The 15,332-nt window shown below is 70.7% G+C and carries 19 protein-coding genes and 2 tRNA genes; 9 read left to right on the top strand and 12 right to left on the bottom strand.

The genetic code is table 11. The features are described from left to right. Positions 1–655: VCBS repeat-containing protein (locus PV396_RS28500; protein ID WP_319209297.1), on the top strand; the 655-nt coding region annotated here is incomplete at its 5' end. A gap of 148 nt (positions 656–803) precedes the next feature. Here PV396_RS28500 and PV396_RS28495 read toward each other — a convergent pair. Continuing rightward, the gene (locus PV396_RS28495) at positions 804–1,607 is read right to left on the bottom strand and encodes an exodeoxyribonuclease III (protein ID WP_319209296.1); all 804 of its coding nucleotides are present in this window, start codon (positions 1,605–1,607) and stop codon (positions 804–806) included. A gap of 68 nt (positions 1,608–1,675) precedes the next feature. Between PV396_RS28495 and PV396_RS28490 the strand changes: the two genes are divergently transcribed. Further along, complete coding sequence (locus PV396_RS28490) at positions 1,676–2,155, top strand: GNAT family N-acetyltransferase (RefSeq protein WP_319209294.1); 480 nt, start codon at positions 1,676–1,678, stop codon at positions 2,153–2,155. A gap of 25 nt (positions 2,156–2,180) precedes the next feature. Here PV396_RS28490 and PV396_RS28485 read toward each other — a convergent pair whose 3' ends face one another. Together PV396_RS28485 and PV396_RS28480 are read right to left on the bottom strand one after the other, a co-directional pair. Further along, entirely contained in the window at positions 2,181–2,852 is a 672-nt protein-coding gene (locus PV396_RS28485) for a response regulator transcription factor (RefSeq protein WP_319209292.1), read from the bottom strand. After that, complete coding sequence (locus PV396_RS28480) at positions 2,813–4,123, bottom strand: sensor histidine kinase (RefSeq protein WP_319209290.1); 1,311 nt, start codon at positions 4,121–4,123, stop codon at positions 2,813–2,815. The genes PV396_RS28485 and PV396_RS28480 overlap by 40 nt, the downstream gene beginning before the upstream one ends. Before the next feature lie 184 nt (positions 4,124–4,307). Here PV396_RS28480 and PV396_RS28475 point away from each other — a divergent pair, with 184 nt between their 5' ends. Further along, complete coding sequence (locus PV396_RS28475) at positions 4,308–5,375, top strand: alkene reductase (RefSeq protein WP_319209289.1); 1,068 nt, start codon at positions 4,308–4,310, stop codon at positions 5,373–5,375. 167 nt (positions 5,376–5,542) lie between these two features. Next, the gene (locus PV396_RS28470) at positions 5,543–6,136 is read left to right on the top strand and encodes a TetR/AcrR family transcriptional regulator (RefSeq protein WP_319209287.1); all 594 of its coding nucleotides are present in this window, start codon (positions 5,543–5,545) and stop codon (positions 6,134–6,136) included. A gap of 171 nt (positions 6,137–6,307) precedes the next feature. Here the strand turns inward: PV396_RS28470 and PV396_RS28465 are convergent, their stop codons facing one another. Further along, complete coding sequence (locus PV396_RS28465) at positions 6,308–7,174, bottom strand: alpha/beta hydrolase (protein WP_319209286.1); 867 nt, start codon at positions 7,172–7,174, stop codon at positions 6,308–6,310. 216 nt (positions 7,175–7,390) lie between these two features. Between PV396_RS28465 and PV396_RS28460 the strand changes: the two genes are divergently transcribed. The 5 genes from PV396_RS28460 to PV396_RS28440 all read left to right on the top strand — a co-directional run bounded on the left by PV396_RS28460 (position 7,391) and on the right by PV396_RS28440 (position 9,680). Continuing rightward, entirely contained in the window at positions 7,391–7,993 is a 603-nt protein-coding gene (locus tag PV396_RS28460; RefSeq protein WP_319209284.1) for a TetR/AcrR family transcriptional regulator, read from the top strand. A gap of 158 nt (positions 7,994–8,151) precedes the next feature. Continuing rightward, positions 8,152–8,289 carry a hypothetical protein gene (locus PV396_RS28455; protein WP_319209281.1) on the top strand — a complete coding sequence of 46 codons (138 nt, stop codon included), beginning with the start codon at positions 8,152–8,154 and terminating at the stop codon, positions 8,287–8,289. Beyond that, positions 8,280–8,354: transfer RNA gene (locus PV396_RS28450), tRNA-Trp, on the top strand. The genes PV396_RS28455 and PV396_RS28450 overlap by 10 nt, the downstream gene beginning before the upstream one ends. A 221-nt stretch (positions 8,355–8,575) precedes the next feature. Next, positions 8,576–9,139: a snapalysin family zinc-dependent metalloprotease gene (locus PV396_RS28445; RefSeq protein ID WP_319209279.1), complete on the top strand. Its 564-nt coding sequence runs from the start codon at positions 8,576–8,578 to the stop codon at positions 9,137–9,139. 145 nt (positions 9,140–9,284) lie between these two features. Further along, complete coding sequence (locus PV396_RS28440) at positions 9,285–9,680, top strand: hypothetical protein (protein WP_319209277.1); 396 nt, start codon at positions 9,285–9,287, stop codon at positions 9,678–9,680. Between the two features lie 98 nt (positions 9,681–9,778). On the opposite strand, the gene PV396_RS28435 is transcribed toward PV396_RS28440, so the two are convergent. The 8 genes from PV396_RS28435 to glp form a co-directional block, all read right to left on the bottom strand. Further along, positions 9,779–10,480, bottom strand: coding sequence for a hypothetical protein (locus PV396_RS28435; protein ID WP_319209275.1), 702 nt, complete (start codon positions 10,478–10,480; stop codon positions 9,779–9,781). 122 nt (positions 10,481–10,602) lie between these two features. Next, positions 10,603–10,676: transfer RNA gene (locus tag PV396_RS28430), tRNA-Ala, on the bottom strand. Between the two features lie 139 nt (positions 10,677–10,815). Next, positions 10,816–12,072 carry a gephyrin-like molybdotransferase receptor GlpR gene (gene glpR / locus PV396_RS28425; protein ID WP_319209273.1) on the bottom strand — a complete coding sequence of 419 codons (1,257 nt, stop codon included), beginning with the start codon at positions 12,070–12,072 and terminating at the stop codon, positions 10,816–10,818. 42 nt (positions 12,073–12,114) lie between these two features. Further along, on the bottom strand, positions 12,115–12,249 hold the full coding sequence (locus tag PV396_RS28420) for a hypothetical protein (protein ID WP_319209272.1): 135 nt from the start codon (positions 12,247–12,249) through the stop codon (positions 12,115–12,117). Between the two features lie 9 nt (positions 12,250–12,258). Then, on the bottom strand, positions 12,259–12,864 hold the full coding sequence (locus tag PV396_RS28415) for a GNAT family N-acetyltransferase (protein WP_319209359.1): 606 nt from the start codon (positions 12,862–12,864) through the stop codon (positions 12,259–12,261). 26 nt (positions 12,865–12,890) lie between these two features. Beyond that, complete coding sequence (locus PV396_RS28410; protein WP_319209270.1) at positions 12,891–13,445, bottom strand: MogA/MoaB family molybdenum cofactor biosynthesis protein; 555 nt, start codon at positions 13,443–13,445, stop codon at positions 12,891–12,893. Further along, a complete protein-coding gene (moaC, locus tag PV396_RS28405) occupies positions 13,442–13,924 on the bottom strand; it encodes a cyclic pyranopterin monophosphate synthase MoaC (protein WP_319209269.1) in 483 nt (160 codons plus the stop codon). Before moaC ends, PV396_RS28410 begins: the two co-directional genes overlap by 4 nt. A gap of 82 nt (positions 13,925–14,006) precedes the next feature. After that, positions 14,007–15,329, bottom strand: a complete 1,323-nt coding sequence (glp, locus tag PV396_RS28400; RefSeq protein ID WP_319209267.1) for a gephyrin-like molybdotransferase Glp — start codon at positions 15,327–15,329, stop codon at positions 14,007–14,009. Positions 15,330–15,332 lie beyond the last annotated feature (3 nt).

The following is a 15,332-nucleotide window of genomic DNA, read 5'->3' as shown; positions in this document are numbered from 1 at the left end:
GACCTTCACCTCCACCGGCACCGGCTTCAACGCCCCCGCCAAACTCTGGGACTCCGGCGACGGCTCCTGGACCTGGGACAACTCCGCCCTCATCGCGGGCGACTTCAACGGCGACGACAAGTCCGACGTGGCTGTCCTCTACCGCTACGCCAACACCGCCGACGGGCGCGGCCACTCCGCCCTGTGGACCTTCACCTCCACCGGCAGCGACTTCAACAACCCCGCCAAGGTCTGGGACTCGGGCGCCGGCTCCTGGACCTGGGACAACAGCAAGCCCGTGACCGGCGACTTCAACGGCGACGGCAAATCCGACGTAGCCGTCCTCTACCGCTACGCCAACACCGCCGACGGACGCGGCCACTCCGCCCTGTGGACCTTCACCTCCACCGGCACCGGCTTCAACGCCCCCGCCAAACTCTGGGACTCCGGCGACGGCTCCTGGACCTGGGACAACTCCGCCCTCATCGCGGGCGACTTCAACGGTGACGGCAAGTCCGACGTCGGTACCTTCTACCGGTACGCCAACACCGCCGACTCACGCGGCCACTCCGCCCTGTGGACCTTCACCTCCACCGGCACCGACCTCAACAACCCGGTCAAGGTCTGGGACTCGGGCGCCGGCGACTGGTCCTGGGACCGCACCAAGACCATCTGACCCGGACGCGACCACCTGACAGAGCGCGCCCCGCCGGAACCACCTGACAGAGCGCACCCAGGGCCGGAACCACCCCTGGAACACCCGTCCCGGGTGGCGGAGAACACACCGCCGCCCGGGACGCCCCGCGTTCCATCGCGCTCCCGGCTCAGAGGTCGTACACGACCGTGACGGGCGCGTGGTCCGACCAGCGCTCGGCGTGCGTCGCCGCCCTCTCGACGTACCCCTTGACCGCCTTGGCGGCGAGCCCCGGCGTCGAGATCTGGTAGTCGATGCGCCATCCCGAGTCGTTGTCGAAGGCCCGCCCCCGATAGGACCACCACGAGTACGGCCCCTCGACCTCCGGGTGCAGAGCGCGCACCACATCCACGAAGCCGCCGTCCCCCTCGTCGAGTACGCGCCCGAGCCATTCGCGCTCCTCCGGCAGAAACCCGGAGTTCTTCTGGTTGGCGCGCCAGTTCTTGAGGTCCGCGGGCTGGTGGGCGATGTTCCAGTCGCCGCACACGACGACCTCGCGGCCGTCGGCGGCGGCCCGCTCCCGCAGACCCTTCAGGTAGGCGAGGAACTCGCCCATGAAGCGGACCTTCTCGTCCTGCCGCTCGGTGCCGACCTCACCGGACGGCAGATACAGGCTGGCGACGGTGACGCCGGGCAGGTCGGCCTCGACATACCGGCCGCTGTCGTCGAACTCGGCGGAGCCGAAGCCGACCTGGACGCGGTCGGGCTCCCGGCGGGTGTAGAGGGAGACACCGGCGCGGCCCTTGGCGGCGGCGGGCGCGTGCGTGACGTACCAGCCCTCGGGCGCGCGGACCTCCTCCGGCAGCTGCTGCGGTTCGGCGCGCACCTCCTGGAGGCACAGCACATCGGCGGAGGTCTCGGCGAGCCACTCCACGAAGCCCTTCTTCGCGGCGGCGCGGAGTCCGTTCACATTCACACTGGTGACAGTCAGCACGCGGGCACGATACCCGCAGGACGCAAACGCCTGGCGACGACAACATGCATAGATGTACCTTATGCGGTATGAATATCCGCCGGGTCTCCTTCGACCACCCCGACGCCGTCAAGCTCAACGACCAGGTCCAGGCCGAGTACGCCGCCCGCTACGAGGACGAGGGCGACGCCACCCATCTCGACCCGGCGATGTTCGACCCGCCGTCCGGCCTGTATCTGATCGCGTACGACGAGCAGGACCGACCGGTGGCCACGGGCGGCTGGCGCGGCCACGACGAGGAGTCCGAGGAAGGCTATCTGCCCGGCGACGCCGAGCTGAAGCGGATGTACGTCGTCGAGGAGGCCCGCGGACTCGGCCTGGCCCGCCGCATACTCGCCGCCTTGGAGGAGGACGCCCGCGCCGCCGGCCGCACCCGTATGGTCCTGGAGACGGGCGACCGACAGCCGGAGGCCATCGCCCTCTACACCTCCAGCGGCTACGAACCCTCCGCGAAGTTCGGCTACTACCGCCACCACGAGGCAAGCCTCTGCTTCGCCAAGAGCCTGTAGCGGCCCGCCCGGCAGCCCCTTCCGGTCAGGCCCGCAGAAACGTGAGCACCGCCAGCACCCGGCGATGTGTCTCGTCCGCCGGAGGCAGATCCAGCTTGGTGAGAATGCCGCCGATGTGCTTGCCGACGGCCGCCTCGGAGACCACCAGCTCGCGGGCTATGGAGCCGTTGGACCGGCCCTCGGCCATCAGTGCCAGCACCTCGCGCTCACGCGGGGTCAGCCGCTCCAGCGGATCCCGCCGCCGGCGCAGCAACTGACGTACGACTTCGGGGTCCACGACCGTACCCCCGGCCGCGACCCGGTCCAGCGCGTCGACGAACTCCTGGACCTGGCCGACCCGGTCCTTGAGCAGATAGCCGACCCCGGTGCCGTCGCCGGAGTCGAGCAGTTCGGCGGCGTAGGCCCGCTGGACGTACTGGCTGAGGACCAGCACGGGCAGCGCCGGCCGGGCCTCCCGCAGCTTCACCGCCGCGTGCAACCCCTCGTCCTGAAAGCCGGGCGGCATGCGTACATCCGTCACTACGACGTCGGGTTCCTGCTCGGCGACCGCCGCGAGCAGCGCCTGCGCGTCCCCGACGGCCGCGACGACCTCGTGCCCGACGCGGGTGAGCAGCCCGATGAGCCCCTCCCTGAGCAGCACGCTGTCCTCGGCAAGGACTATGCGGAGCCCCGGGCTCGATCCGTCAACCTGCTCCACTCGCAAGGAATCTCCACCCGCAGCAACGTCGGTCCACCCGGCGGGCTGGACAGGGAAAGTCTGCCATCGAGCACTGACACCCGGTCGGCGAGCCCGGTGAGCCCGCTGCCGCCGCCGGCGTCCGCACCGCCCCGTCCGTCGTCCCGCACGGTGACGACGAGCCGGCCGTCGCGGTGGCCGCCGGCGACCTCGGCCCGGCTCGCCCCGCTGTGCCTGTCCACGTTGGCGAGCGCCTCGCAGACCACGAAGTACGCGGCGGACTCCACGGCCCGGGGAAGCCGGCCGGGCACGTCGAACCCCGTGACGTCGACGGAGACCACCGACCGGTCAGCCGCGTCGGACACCGCTGCCTGGAGCCCGTAGTCCGCGAGGACCTGGGGATGGATCCCGTGGATCAGCTCCCGCAGCTCCTCCAGCGCGCTCCCCGCCTGCTCCTGCGCCTTGGCCAGCTGATCGGCGAGCGGCCCCGGCGGCGCGTCCAGCCGGGCCAGCCCGAGCGTCACCGACAGGGCGACCAGGCGCTGTTGGGCCCCGTCGTGCAGATCACGCTCGATACGCCGGCGTTCCGCCTCGAAGGCGTCGACCAACCGGACGCGGGAGCGGGCGAGTTCGACGACCCGCTCCCCCAGCTCGACATCGCGCCCGGCGATCAGCAGACGCGTCAGCCCGGCCCGCGCCCCGGCGACGACCCCGACCACGTAGAGGCCCAGGGCCAGCAGCGCCAGTCCGCCGATCGAGCAGCCGAAGGCGGTCGGCCAGTCGGTGACCGTCCACTGCTTGAGCACCTTGGCCTCCTGCCCGTCGCCAACGGTGGCCATCAGCACCGGAGTCGCCATCACGGACACGGGAAACAACAGCCCGACGCCGACGACAAGGGCGTCCACGGGCCACAGCAGCCCCGCGAACAGCAGGGTGTGTCCGAGCTCCCGCCAGGTCGCCCGTTCCCCCAGTCGCACCACCAGCCAGGCCCGCAGCCCCGGCGCGACCGGCGTCCGATGCGGATCGGGCACCGGCCCGGGCTCGACGATCCGCAGCCTGAGCCGCTCGACGCGGGCCACGGGTATCCCGGCCAGGGCGAGGGCGGCGAGCAGCGGCAGGCCCACCAGCACGAGGGTGAGGGTTACGCCGGTCACCGCCAGGAGCAGGACCAGCACCAGGACGAGGGATCCGGTCACCGCCCCGCTGACCAGATAGGCGACCGCCCGCCAGGGCCACCACGACAACACAAACCCCGGCCGGGCCATGGCCTGCCACACGTTCTTCGGATGCATGCGGATCACGGTAGGAGGCACCCGCGAACCGGGCGATGGGCCCAGTGGGCGTGCCGAGGGTATGGCTGGCCCTACCCCGACACTGCCGGGCTTGCCCGGCGCGCACTTCCCGACCTGTTATATTATGGTCATAAGTTAAAAGACGAGGGGCGAGCGTCGCCACCCACAATCTGAGGAACCACCCATGCTCGACAGCCTGTGGACCCCGACCGTCGCCGGAAAGATCTCCCTGCCGCACCGTCTGGCGATGTCCCCCCTGACCCGCAGCAGGGCCACCCCGGACGGCGTGCCGACCGATCTCAACGCCGAGTACTACGCCCAGCGCGCCTCGCACGCCCTCATCATCACCGAGGGCACCCAGCCCTCCGACGACGGCCAGGGCTATATGACGACCCCGGGCATCTACACCGAGGCGCACATCGCCGGCTGGCGCAAGGTCACCGACGCCGTGCACAAGGCCGACGGACGCATCGTCATCCAGCTCATGCACGTCGGGCGCATCTCGCACCCCGACAACACCCCCCACCACCGCCAGCCCGTGGCCCCCTCCGCGATCAAGCCGGCAGGCCAGATGTTCACCGCCTCCGGGATGCAGGAGATGCCGGAGCCGCGCGAGCTGACCACCGAGGAGGTCGCCGCGACGGTCGAGGACTTCCGGCGGGCCGCCGCGGCAGCCATCGCCGCAGGCGCCGACGGCGTCGAGATCCACGGCGCCAACGGCTACCTCATCCACCAGTTCCTCTTCCCCACCACCAACCAGCGCACCGACCAGTACGGCGGCTCCCTCGACAACCGCATCCGCTTCGCGGTCGAGGTCGCCACCGCCGTGGCCGACGAGATCGGAGCCGACCGCACCGGCATCCGCTTCTCCCCCGGCAACCCCTTCCAGCTCGGCGACCTCACCGAGGACGACACCCACGAGCTCTACCCGCACCTCGTACGCGCCCTCGCCCCCCTCGACCTCGCCTACCTGCACCTCGCCCACGGCGGCGACGAGGAACTCCTGGGCACGCTGCGCGCGTTGTGGCCCACCACGCTGATCCTCAACCGCGCCGGCACCGACATCGCCACCCGCGCCAAGGACATCGCCAACGGCATCGCCGACGTCATCACCGTGGGCTCGATGGCACTCGCCAACCCCGACCTGGTCGAGCGCATACGAGCCGGCGCACCCCTGAACACCCCCGACCCCGCCACCTTCTACGGCGGCGGCGCGGCCGGCTACACCGACTACCCCACCCATACCGCCTGACCAGAGCACCCGGCGCCCGAGGAGATCACCGTCCTCGGGCGCTTCGGCGTGCCTGCACCAGCACGGTCGAGCGGACATTACCTGCCGATCGTAATATTACGTACACCAGACCATAAATTACGATGGGGATACCTGGCAATGGCCCGGAGGAGTCGAGGGAGGACCCAGTGGCGCGCTACACCAAGGAACACAAGCAGGTGACGCGGCAACGGATCATCGAGCGGGCCGGCCGCAGGTTCAAGCAGGACGGCATCGACGGCTCGGGCATCTCCACGCTGATGTCGGACGCCGGACTCACCAACGGCGCGTTCTACGCCCACTTCGAGTCCAAGGACGACCTCGTCGCCAACGTCATCGCCGAGCAGCTGCGCACACAGGTGGAGCAGTACGACGCGCTGCGACCCGGCCGCGAGGGACTCGAGGACCTCATCCGCGGGTATCTGTCACCCCAGCACCGGGACAACCCCGGCGACGGCTGCCCGAGCGCCGCTCTCCTCGACGAGATCGGCCGCTGCGGCGACGGGGCCAAGGACGCCTACACCGACGGCGCCAGGGCCATCCTGGACGAGCTCGCCGCCCGCCTGGCACCGGGGGATCCGCAGTCCGCCCGCGGTCAGGCCATCGGCATCTACACCATGGCGGTGGGAACGTTGCAGCTGTCCCGCGCGCTCTCCGACCGGAAGTTCTCCGACGAGGTCCTCGAGCGGGGCATCGAGAACGTCCTCGCTGTCGCGCGCTGCCAGTCAGTACCGACCGAGTGACCGCCTGACCAGGGCCGGCACGCCGGCGCCGGGCTCGACAACCGCCTCGGCGCCGTAGGGCCGAGAGACGGGCAGGCCAGTCACGTAGACAGGCGACCAGAGCCGCCCACCCCACCCGGTGCCACGGCTCCGCGTCAACATTCTCGGCCCGAGCGCGGACGCACTGCGGCCCTACGGCCGGCCGAAGAACTCGAGAGCCGTCGGCACGAACTGCTCGTGGTACTGGAAGATGCCGCCGTGGCCGCCGTCGGGGTAGATCACCAGCTCGGAGTTGGGCAGTCGCCGGTCCATGTCGTACGAGTTCGGCGTCGGCACCATTCTGTCGTTGTCACCGTTGGCGACGAGCACGGGGATCTTGATGACGGACAGATCCTGCGGCTGTGCCAGTCCCCAGCGGTGGATGGCCTTGAGCTGGGACCTGTACGCGGTGAGGGCGATGGCCTTGTCGCGGTCCCTGGTGCGCTCCTTCAGACGGGCCAGGAACTCCTTGCCGGCCCGAATCCCGTTCGGGGTGCGGGTGAAGAAGAGGAACTGCTTGGGGTCCTGGAAGGTGAGCAGTGCCCGGAGGGTGTCGTAGTCGGACAGCCGGGTGACGTTCTTGATGCCCTCGCCGCCGGCCGGACCGGTGCCGGCGAGGATCAGCCTGCGGATGAGCTGCGGGTCGGTCTGGGCGATCACCTGGGCGATCATGGCGCCCATCGAGAAGCTGAGGACGTCGACCTGCTCGAAGCCCAGCGCCCGGATGAAGGTGACGGCGTCCTTGGCCATCTCCTCGATGGTCTTCGGCGTCTTGCCGGTGGAGGCGCCCACACCTCTGTTGTCGAACGTGATCACCCGGTGCTTGGCGGCGATGCCGTCGACGACCCGGGGGTCCCAGTTGTCGAGGACCGCGGCGAGGTGGGTGATGAAGATGACCGGCATGCCGGTGCGGGGGCCGAGGTCTCGGTAGGCGAAGGTCACTCCGTCGGCTGTGACGGTGCGGGTCTGCGCGTTCTTGTACGACGTCACCACGTCACCTCGTGTTTCGCGTGCGTTCACGGTCGTGCCCTTTCCCAGGTCTTCCGACTGCGACTGCAGTCGGGGCCGGCGGCCAGAGGGGGTCCAGGCCGACAATTAAAGTATGATCATACTTTCATCGGGCTCGCAAGAGGACGGGCCGAGCGAGACGAAGTTATTGAATTACGTTCACAATGCAATACATTGGAGGAGACGACGGAGGCGAGTGGCCCTCCCGGCGGCAGAGGGGTGTGTGGGGTGCGATACAGGAAAGAGCACAAGCAGGCCACCAGGCAGCGGATCATCAAGACGGCGGGCCGCCGCTTCAAGGAGGACGGCATCGACGGCTCGGGCATCACGGCGCTCATGAAGGACGCCGGGCTCACCAACGGCGCCTTCTACACCCACTTCTCGTCCAAGGACGACCTCGTGGCCACCACGATCGCCGACCAGCTGCACGCCCAGAACGCGACCATCGTCGCGCACGCGGAACCGGGCCGCGCCGGCCTCGAACAGATCGTGCGCTGGTACCTCTCCCCCTGGCACCGTGACAGCCGCGACGTCGGCTGCCCCTCCGCCGCCCTGCTCGACGAGATCGGGCGCTGCACACACCCGACCAAGCAGGCTTACACCGAGGGCGTGCTGGTGATCGCCGACGGCATCGCCGCGCGCATGGCGCCGCACGACCCGCTCTCGGTCCGCGCCATGGCACTCAGCTCGTACGCCATGATGGCCGGCACACTCCAGCTCTCCCGGGCCCTCGCCGACCCCCAACTCGCCGACCAAGTCCTCGACCAGGGCATCCACAACGCCCTCGCGCTACTGGACGTCGACCACGAACGCACCTGCGCGGCGCGCTGACGGACGTGGAGGGGGGCCGGGGAGCGCACCCTCCGCGCCGCCCACGCCGCGCCGGCGGCGCCGCCGGCCCCGTCGGCCTCGTACGGAAGCAAGGCCGCTACGCGGCACGGCCCTTGACGCATGAGGCCCGATGATCTCGCGCGCGATCATGAGGCCCGGTGATCTCGCGCGCGGTGCGGGCCGCCTCCGCCGACGGCAACACCGCAGCCATCGCCGCCCTGCCGAGCAAGACCGGGCGCACGTCGTCCAACGCGGCAGCGGGAGTTCGTACGATGTCGGGTAGGGCGGAGCCGTAGCGCAGAGGTCGTCGCGCGCGGTCTCCAAAACCGCGAGGACGCCGGTTCGAATCCGGCCGGTTCCGCCTGGGTCTGCGGCCTTTGTCGTGGGCCGGGATCAGGCTTGCCGTGTCCACTTGCTCCTGGACGACCAGGACCGCCTTGTGCTCTGCGGTTCGTGCTACAGCGGCTGAACAAGTTGCCCCCGGATACCGGCCACGGCCTCGAACGGAACCGGCCTGAAGGTGTGTTGAGGACCGGACCCGAACTCCCTAGCCTCCTTTGACACTTGAATGGAGGCTCCCCCATGGCCCGAGCACTGAATCTGTTGTCGACGGCGATCCTGGCGTCCGGCGCCCTGCTGGGTGTCAGTACTCCGGCCGACGCGACCGGCGCGGCCGACCCGGCACCGGAGGTCATCCCGATCGACCTGCTGCTGGCCGGCTCCTACACGGAGGCCGCCCGTGAGGCGATCCAGATCTGGAACACGGCCGTTCCGTCGATCAGGTTCGTCGAGCAGGACACTCCGGCGGCGCTGCGGGTCATGGAGTACAAGACGGCCAGGGGCGTGCAGTCCCACGTCAACATCAAGGGCGCGGGCCGGGGTTGGGTCTACCTGGAAGTCGGGGACGCCCAGCTGTACAAGCCCTCTCGCATCGTCGTCCATGAACTCGGGCACATCCTGTCGCTTCCCGACCTGGGTCCGGGGAGCCCGTGCTCCAAGGTGATGTCCGGCGCCTGGGGCGGATCGGACTGCGTCAACGTTCAGCCCGACGCCGCGGAGAAGGCGGCCGTCACGGACTTCTTCGCTGCCAACGACGTCGGCGACCGGGTCCCTTGGTGGGCTTCTTCCGCACTCGCCGCACGGTAGGGCAGGTCGTCGCCGGGCCCTGGCAGACCCGGACCCTGCCGAAGCCGGGCCGTACGCCGCTGAACATCACCGCGGTCCCCGCCCGGCCATCACCGGTCCGGTCACCGGCTTCCTCCTGCACACCGACGACGGGTCGGCACCGACGGTGTACGTCTCCGGTGACACCGTCGACCTGGACGCGATGAGCGATCTGGCCGGCCGGCACCGCGTCGACGTGGCGCTGCTGCACCTGGGCGCGGCCGGCTTCGAGGAACTCGGTGACATACGACAGTCGCTGACCGCGGTCCAGGCCGTCGAGGCCCTCCGCCGCCTCGGCGACCCCCTCGTGGTGGCCGTGCACGCCGAGGGCTGGGCGCACTACACCGAAGACCGCGACCACGTCCAGCAGGCCTTCGACACCGCCGGCGCCCCCTGCCGTGGCCCACCCCGGGCCGACCCCTCACCCTGCCGGACCCGCACACCCACAAACTCCGCACAGATGACAAGAACGTTTTCTGAGGGCCGCCGGAGCTCCACCGACCGTGAGGCAACTACGCGGTGATGGATCGAGCGGTCTGGACAGCCTTGTCCATTGACACGGAGGTCGGCTTCGCGGGGGTGTCCGCCGCCGGTCGAGAAGGTCGTCGGTGGGGGCGGCGGTCAGTGTGCCTTCCACCGCTTCGACGCGCTCGCGCAGGGCGCGGTGTGCTGAAGGGCCAGCGCGGCATTGGCCTGGACGATGATGTCCGTGACGTGGTGGGCGACGAAATCGTGCAGGTCGTGGGCGAGTTCCAGGCGCTGACCCTGACGCACGGCGGCGATGTCGCGGTTGCGCCGGTCCTCCAGCAGCCGGGCCCGCAGGCCCCAGGCGAGAGCCAGGCCAACGGCGAGCGTCATCAGCAGTGATCCCGTGATGGCGCCGTCGCTGTCGTAGTGGATGTCCGCCGGCAGCAGGCGCAGCGGGATCGCGATGCCCGCCACAGCCAGTGCCGCCGCAACAGCCGCCGCGGTCCTCGGCCGCGGCACCGCCCCCACCGCACGGGAGAGCAGCACCAGCAGAGCGGCGCTCTCCAGAAGCCCGAACGTACCGTTGCTGTCCGGACCCGCCCAGGTGACGATCACAGCCGTGAGGACGAGCGAGCCGCCGGCGACAAGCCCGGCACGTACCTGCAGGTTCGGCCGACGAGCAGGCCACAGCAGCGCCAAGCAGACGAGCGGCCCGGACACCATCGGCAGCAGGGTCGTCCCGTGGGGGTCGGGCACTTGCCCGTTGGCGAACACGTCGAACAGCCCCAGCAGGCCGAGGACGATCCAGCCGGCGGCGATCAGCGCCCTGCGGAGCAGCGGACTCTCGAGGTTCACGCCTCGCACGATACGGAATGGGCAGCTCCAGGGTGACCGAGCCGCACATGCAAGAATCCCGTCCAACTCCGAGAGTTGGACGGGATCTTGATCCGTTGACCAGCTCGCCAACGGTATTGCGGTGGACCTGTGGGGATTTGAACCCCAGACCCCCTCGATGCGAACGAGGTGCGCTACCAGACTGCGCCACAGGCCCTTGCAACGAGTGAAACTCTAGCATCCCGATCCGGGTGCTCGGAAATCCGTTCCGCGCTGGTCGGTCGAGGTCGCCGCACGCGCCCTCACCTGGCCGGACGGCGGCCGGGAACAGCGCCGGCGCAACCGTGTGCCGCTCGCTACTCGTTGGCCGCCCGGGGCCGCTCGCCGCCCTCGTACTGGTCGAACAGCGGTGTGCGGCCCCGCTCGCGGGCCCGGCGGGCGGAGGCCGCGCGGCGGGCGTCGGTGCGGCCGTCCGAGTCGTCCGCGTCGGCGTCCGTGTCGGACTCCGGCCCCGAGGACAGGTCCGGCTCCGCGTCCGTCTTGTCCTCGGTCACCGTCGACTCGTCCGCCGGCGACTCCGACTCGCGGCCCACCGTGCTGGACCGCGCCGAACTCCAGGCGTCCGGTGCGCCGAGGTCCACCTCGGAAGTCGCTCGGGGGGCGACCGGTGCGGTCACGTACGTCGGCAGGGGTACCGGGACCGGGTCCCAGCTGTCGCCGTGGCCGGGACGGCGCTGGCGTTCGCGCTGCTGGTCGACCCACTCGGCGTGATCGGTCTGCTCGACGAGCGCACGCCGGTCGGCGGCGAGCGCGGACAGGCCGGGGTCGGTCTCCGGCTCCGGGTGCTCGTCCTGCTCCTCGGCGCCCGGGTCGGTGGACGGCCGCCGACGGGGCTGGCGTTCGCGCAGTCGCTGGGCGGCGAGCTCGGCCTGGCGCCGGTCCATGTGGTAGGCGAAACGGCGCCGTTCCTGCGTACGCAGATAGGCGATGTATCCGCTCAGCATGATCGCCGGGACGGCGGGGGCCCAGAGCAGGGCGAGTCCGCCGACCGCCGCGACGATCGCGCCGAGCGTGAAGGCGAAGAAGAGCATGACCGTCGTACGCCGCCGGCGCGCGAGCACCTTTGAGCGCCGGGCGCGCGCGGCGGCTTCCGCCGAGGTGCCCGCGCTACGGCGAGCCGCCGGTACGCGCTCGCGCCGCCGTTCCCTCGCCGGAGCCGACGCGTGGGCCTGCGCCTGCTGCTGCTCGCGCTTGGGCGCTCTCGGCTGCTCCTGCGCCGGCGCCGACGACTGCTCCTGCTGGGCCTGTGCCTGCACCTGGACCTTTGCCTGGGCCCGGGTCGGGGGCATGGCGAAGGCCCGGACGTCCACCGAGTCGGTGACACCCTCCGGGTCCACGGCGCTGTGCTCCTCCTCGTCGGTGGAGCGCGCCCGCAGGTCCTTGGCGTACCGGCGCTCCATGCCCGCCCGTCCGGACAGGAGCCGGATGGCGGTGCTGAAGCGTTCCGTCGGACGAGCCTCGTTCAGCTCGTCCTGCCTACGGAGCCACATCGGCACCAAGTAGGCGGCCCAGGCCCCGACAATGACTGCGTAGATGAGGCCGCTGCTGCTCACGCCTCACACGGTAGAGGGGTTTGCGTGAGGCCATCTGCCAATTCAGCCGGTGTGTCGCACGATCTGGCTGATATTTCGAGCTTTTTTTGTGATCGATGCGATCAGCGGGTCATCGAGGGCGCCCATTTGGCCCCCCAAGTCGATCGACAACGGGCCCCGCTCGATTATTTCGAACACTTATTCAATTTATGCTGGATTCCGCGGCGTCCTCTGGGATCGTGCCCGCTGCCAGCGGCTCAGCAACCCCTCCGGCACCTCTTCCGCGGTGAGCGCGAAGACGAGATGGTCGCGCCAGGCCCCGTCGATGTGGAGATAGCGGGGTCTGAGACCCTCGTCGCGGAATCCGAGTTTCTCCACGACCCGACGACTCGGCCCGTTCTCGGGGCGAATGCAGACTTCGATGCGGTGCAGTCCGACCGTACGGAAGCAGTGGTCGACCGCCAGTGCGACCGCCGTGGGCATCACGCCGCGCCCGGCGACGGCCTCGTCCACCCAGTAGCCGACGTGGCCCGAGCACATCGAGCCCCAGGTGATGCCGGCGACCGTCAACTGCCCGACCAGTTGCCCCTGGTACTCGATGGCGAACGGCAGCATCCGGCCGGCGTTCGCCTCCGCGCGCAGATGGCGGACCATCTGGCGGTAGGTCGGCCGGTGGGCGATCGGGCCGCTGGGCGTCGGCGGCGGGATCGTCGCCTCCCAGGGGCGCAGCCAGTCCCGGTTGCGCCGGTTGATCTCACGCCAGGTCCGCTGGTCGCGCAGCCTGACGGGCCGGAGGACGACATCGCCTTCCACCAGCTCCACGGGCCAGGACGGGCTGTTCAGCTCGCACCCCCGCTGGTCTTGCCGGGTCTGGGGTGATCGCCGCCCCGGATCTGGTCGACTGCGTGCTTCAACAGGGGCTCCAGGACGGTCAGTCCGTCCTTCACCCCGCCGGTGGAGCCCGGCAGATTGACGATCAGCGTGCCCTTCGCGACTCCGGCGAGCCCGCGCGACAGCGCCGACGTGGGCACCTTGTCCCTGCCGAACGCCCTGATCGCCTCGGCGATGCCCGGGACCTCCTGGTCGAGCACCGCGCGGGTGGCCTCCGGAGTGCGGTCGGTGGGCGAGATGCCGGTGCCGCCGGTGGTGAGGATGACGTCGTACCCGGCCTCGACACCGGCCCGCAGGGCGTTCTCCACCGGGTCGCCGTCGGGCACGACCCACGGTCCGTCGACGGCGAAGCCGAACTTCTCCAGGCCCGCCGCGACCAGGGGGCCGCCCTTGTCCTCGTAGACGCCCGCCGCCGCGCGGTTGGACGCGGTCACGACCATGGCGGCGTAGGGCGCGAGCAGGGCGCCCCCGGTCGGCGGCTCGACGGGCCGCGCCGGTGTCATGACCTGCTCCAGGTGCCCGACTTGCCGCCGGTCTTCTCCTCCACCCGTACGTCCGTGATGACCGCTCCCTTGTCGACCGCCTTGACCATGTCGATCACGGTGAGCGCGGCGACCGAGACCGCCGTGAGGGCCTCCATCTCGACGCCCGTGCGGTCCGTCGTCTTCACGGTGGCCAGGATCTCGACGGCGTCGTCCGCGACCGACAGGTCCAGTTTCACACCCGACACCGACAACGGGTGGCAGAGCGGGATGAGGTCCGGGGTGCGCTTGGCGCCCATGATGCCCGCGATCCGCGCGGTGGCCAGGGCGTCTCCCTTGGGGACGCCCTCACCGCGCAGCAGTTCGATCACGCGGGGCGAGACGAGGACCCGGCCGCTGGCGCGGGCGGTGCGGGCGGTCACGTCCTTGCCGGACACGTCGACCATGCGGGCGGCGCCCGTCTCGTCGATGTGCGTCAGTCGTTCGTCCTGCGTACTCATGTGCTGCGGCGCTCCCGGTCGGGCCTGTTGTGCGCGACACGGTACTCCCCACGCACGCCCTTCAGCCGCCCCCGCCCGCCGCTCAGCCCAGCAGGACGACCTCGACCTCGGCGCCGGGCTCCACGGACTCCTGTGCCTCGGGTACGACGATCAGCGCGTCGGCGTGGGCGAGAGCCGCGATCAGGTGGGATCCGGCGCCGCCGACGGGCCTCACCCGGCCGTCGGCGTACTTGGCGCGCAGGAACTGGCGGCGCCCGGAAGGCGAGGTCAGCGCCTTGTCCGCGTCCAGGACCGCTCTGGTCGTGGGCCGGTGGATGTCGGTGAGGCCCATCAGGGCACGGATCGCGGGGCGCACGAACAGTTCGAAGGAGACGTACGACGACACCGGGTTGCCCGGCAGGGCGAGCAGCGGGGTGTGGTCGGGGCCGACGGTGCCGAAGCCCTGGGGTTTGCCGGGCTGCATGGCGAGCTTGCGGAAGTCGACGCCTGCGCCGGGTTCGTCCTCGTCGGAGACGTGCGAGAGGGCTTCCTTGACGACGTCGTAGGCGCCCACGCTGACGCCGCCGGTGGTGACGACGAGGTCGGCGCGGACGAGCTGGTCCTCGATGGTGGAGCGGAGGGTCTCGGCGTCGTCGGCGACCGCGCCCACGCGGTAGGCGATCGCCCCGGCGTCGCGGGCGGCGGCGGTGAGGGCGAAACTGTTGGAGTCGTAGATCTGGCCGCTGCCGAGCTTCTCGTCGGGCTGGATCAGCTCGCTGCCGGTGGACATGACGACCACGCGCGGGCGCGGGCGCACGCGTACGGTGCCGCGGCCGATCGCGGCGAGCAGGGCGATCTGCGGCGGGCCGAGGATGGTGCCCTCGGCGAGGGCGCGGTCGCCGGAGCGGACGTCGCTGCCCTGTGCGCGCACGTGCGCGCGTGCCGGGGCGGGGCGGTGCACGCGCACCTGGCCCTGGGCGCCGTCGGGGTCGGTGCTGCGGGCGCGCATCCCGGTGACGGGTCCCTCGCCGAGGCCCCCGTCGGTCCATTCCACGGGGACGACGGTCTCGGCGCCGGGCGGCAGGGGGGCGCCGGTCATGATGCGGGCGGCCTGGCCGGGGCCCACGTGGAGCAGTCCGTCCTGGCCGGCCGCGACGTCGCCGATCACCGTGAGGGCGGCCGGGTACTCCTCGCTCGCGCCCGCGACGTCCGCGACCCGGACCGCGTACCCGTCCATGGAGCTGTTGTCGAACGGCGGCAGGGAGACCCGCACCGTGACGTCCTCGACCAGGACGCAGCCCTGCGCGTCGAGGAGTTGCAGCTCGATGGGTTCGAGGGGGCGGACGGTCGCGAGGATGTCCTCCAGGTGTTCGTCCACCGACCACAGGTGGTCCTGGCCGGTGGTGCGGGGCGCGGCGCTGGTCAACGT

The sequence above is a fragment of the Streptomyces sp. ME02-8801-2C genome (genome assembly GCF_033793965.1).
Taxonomy (GTDB): Bacteria; Actinomycetota; Actinomycetes; order Streptomycetales; family Streptomycetaceae; genus Streptomyces.
Note: the sequence above shows the minus strand (reverse complement) of the source record. Positions and strands in the feature narration are given on the sequence as shown.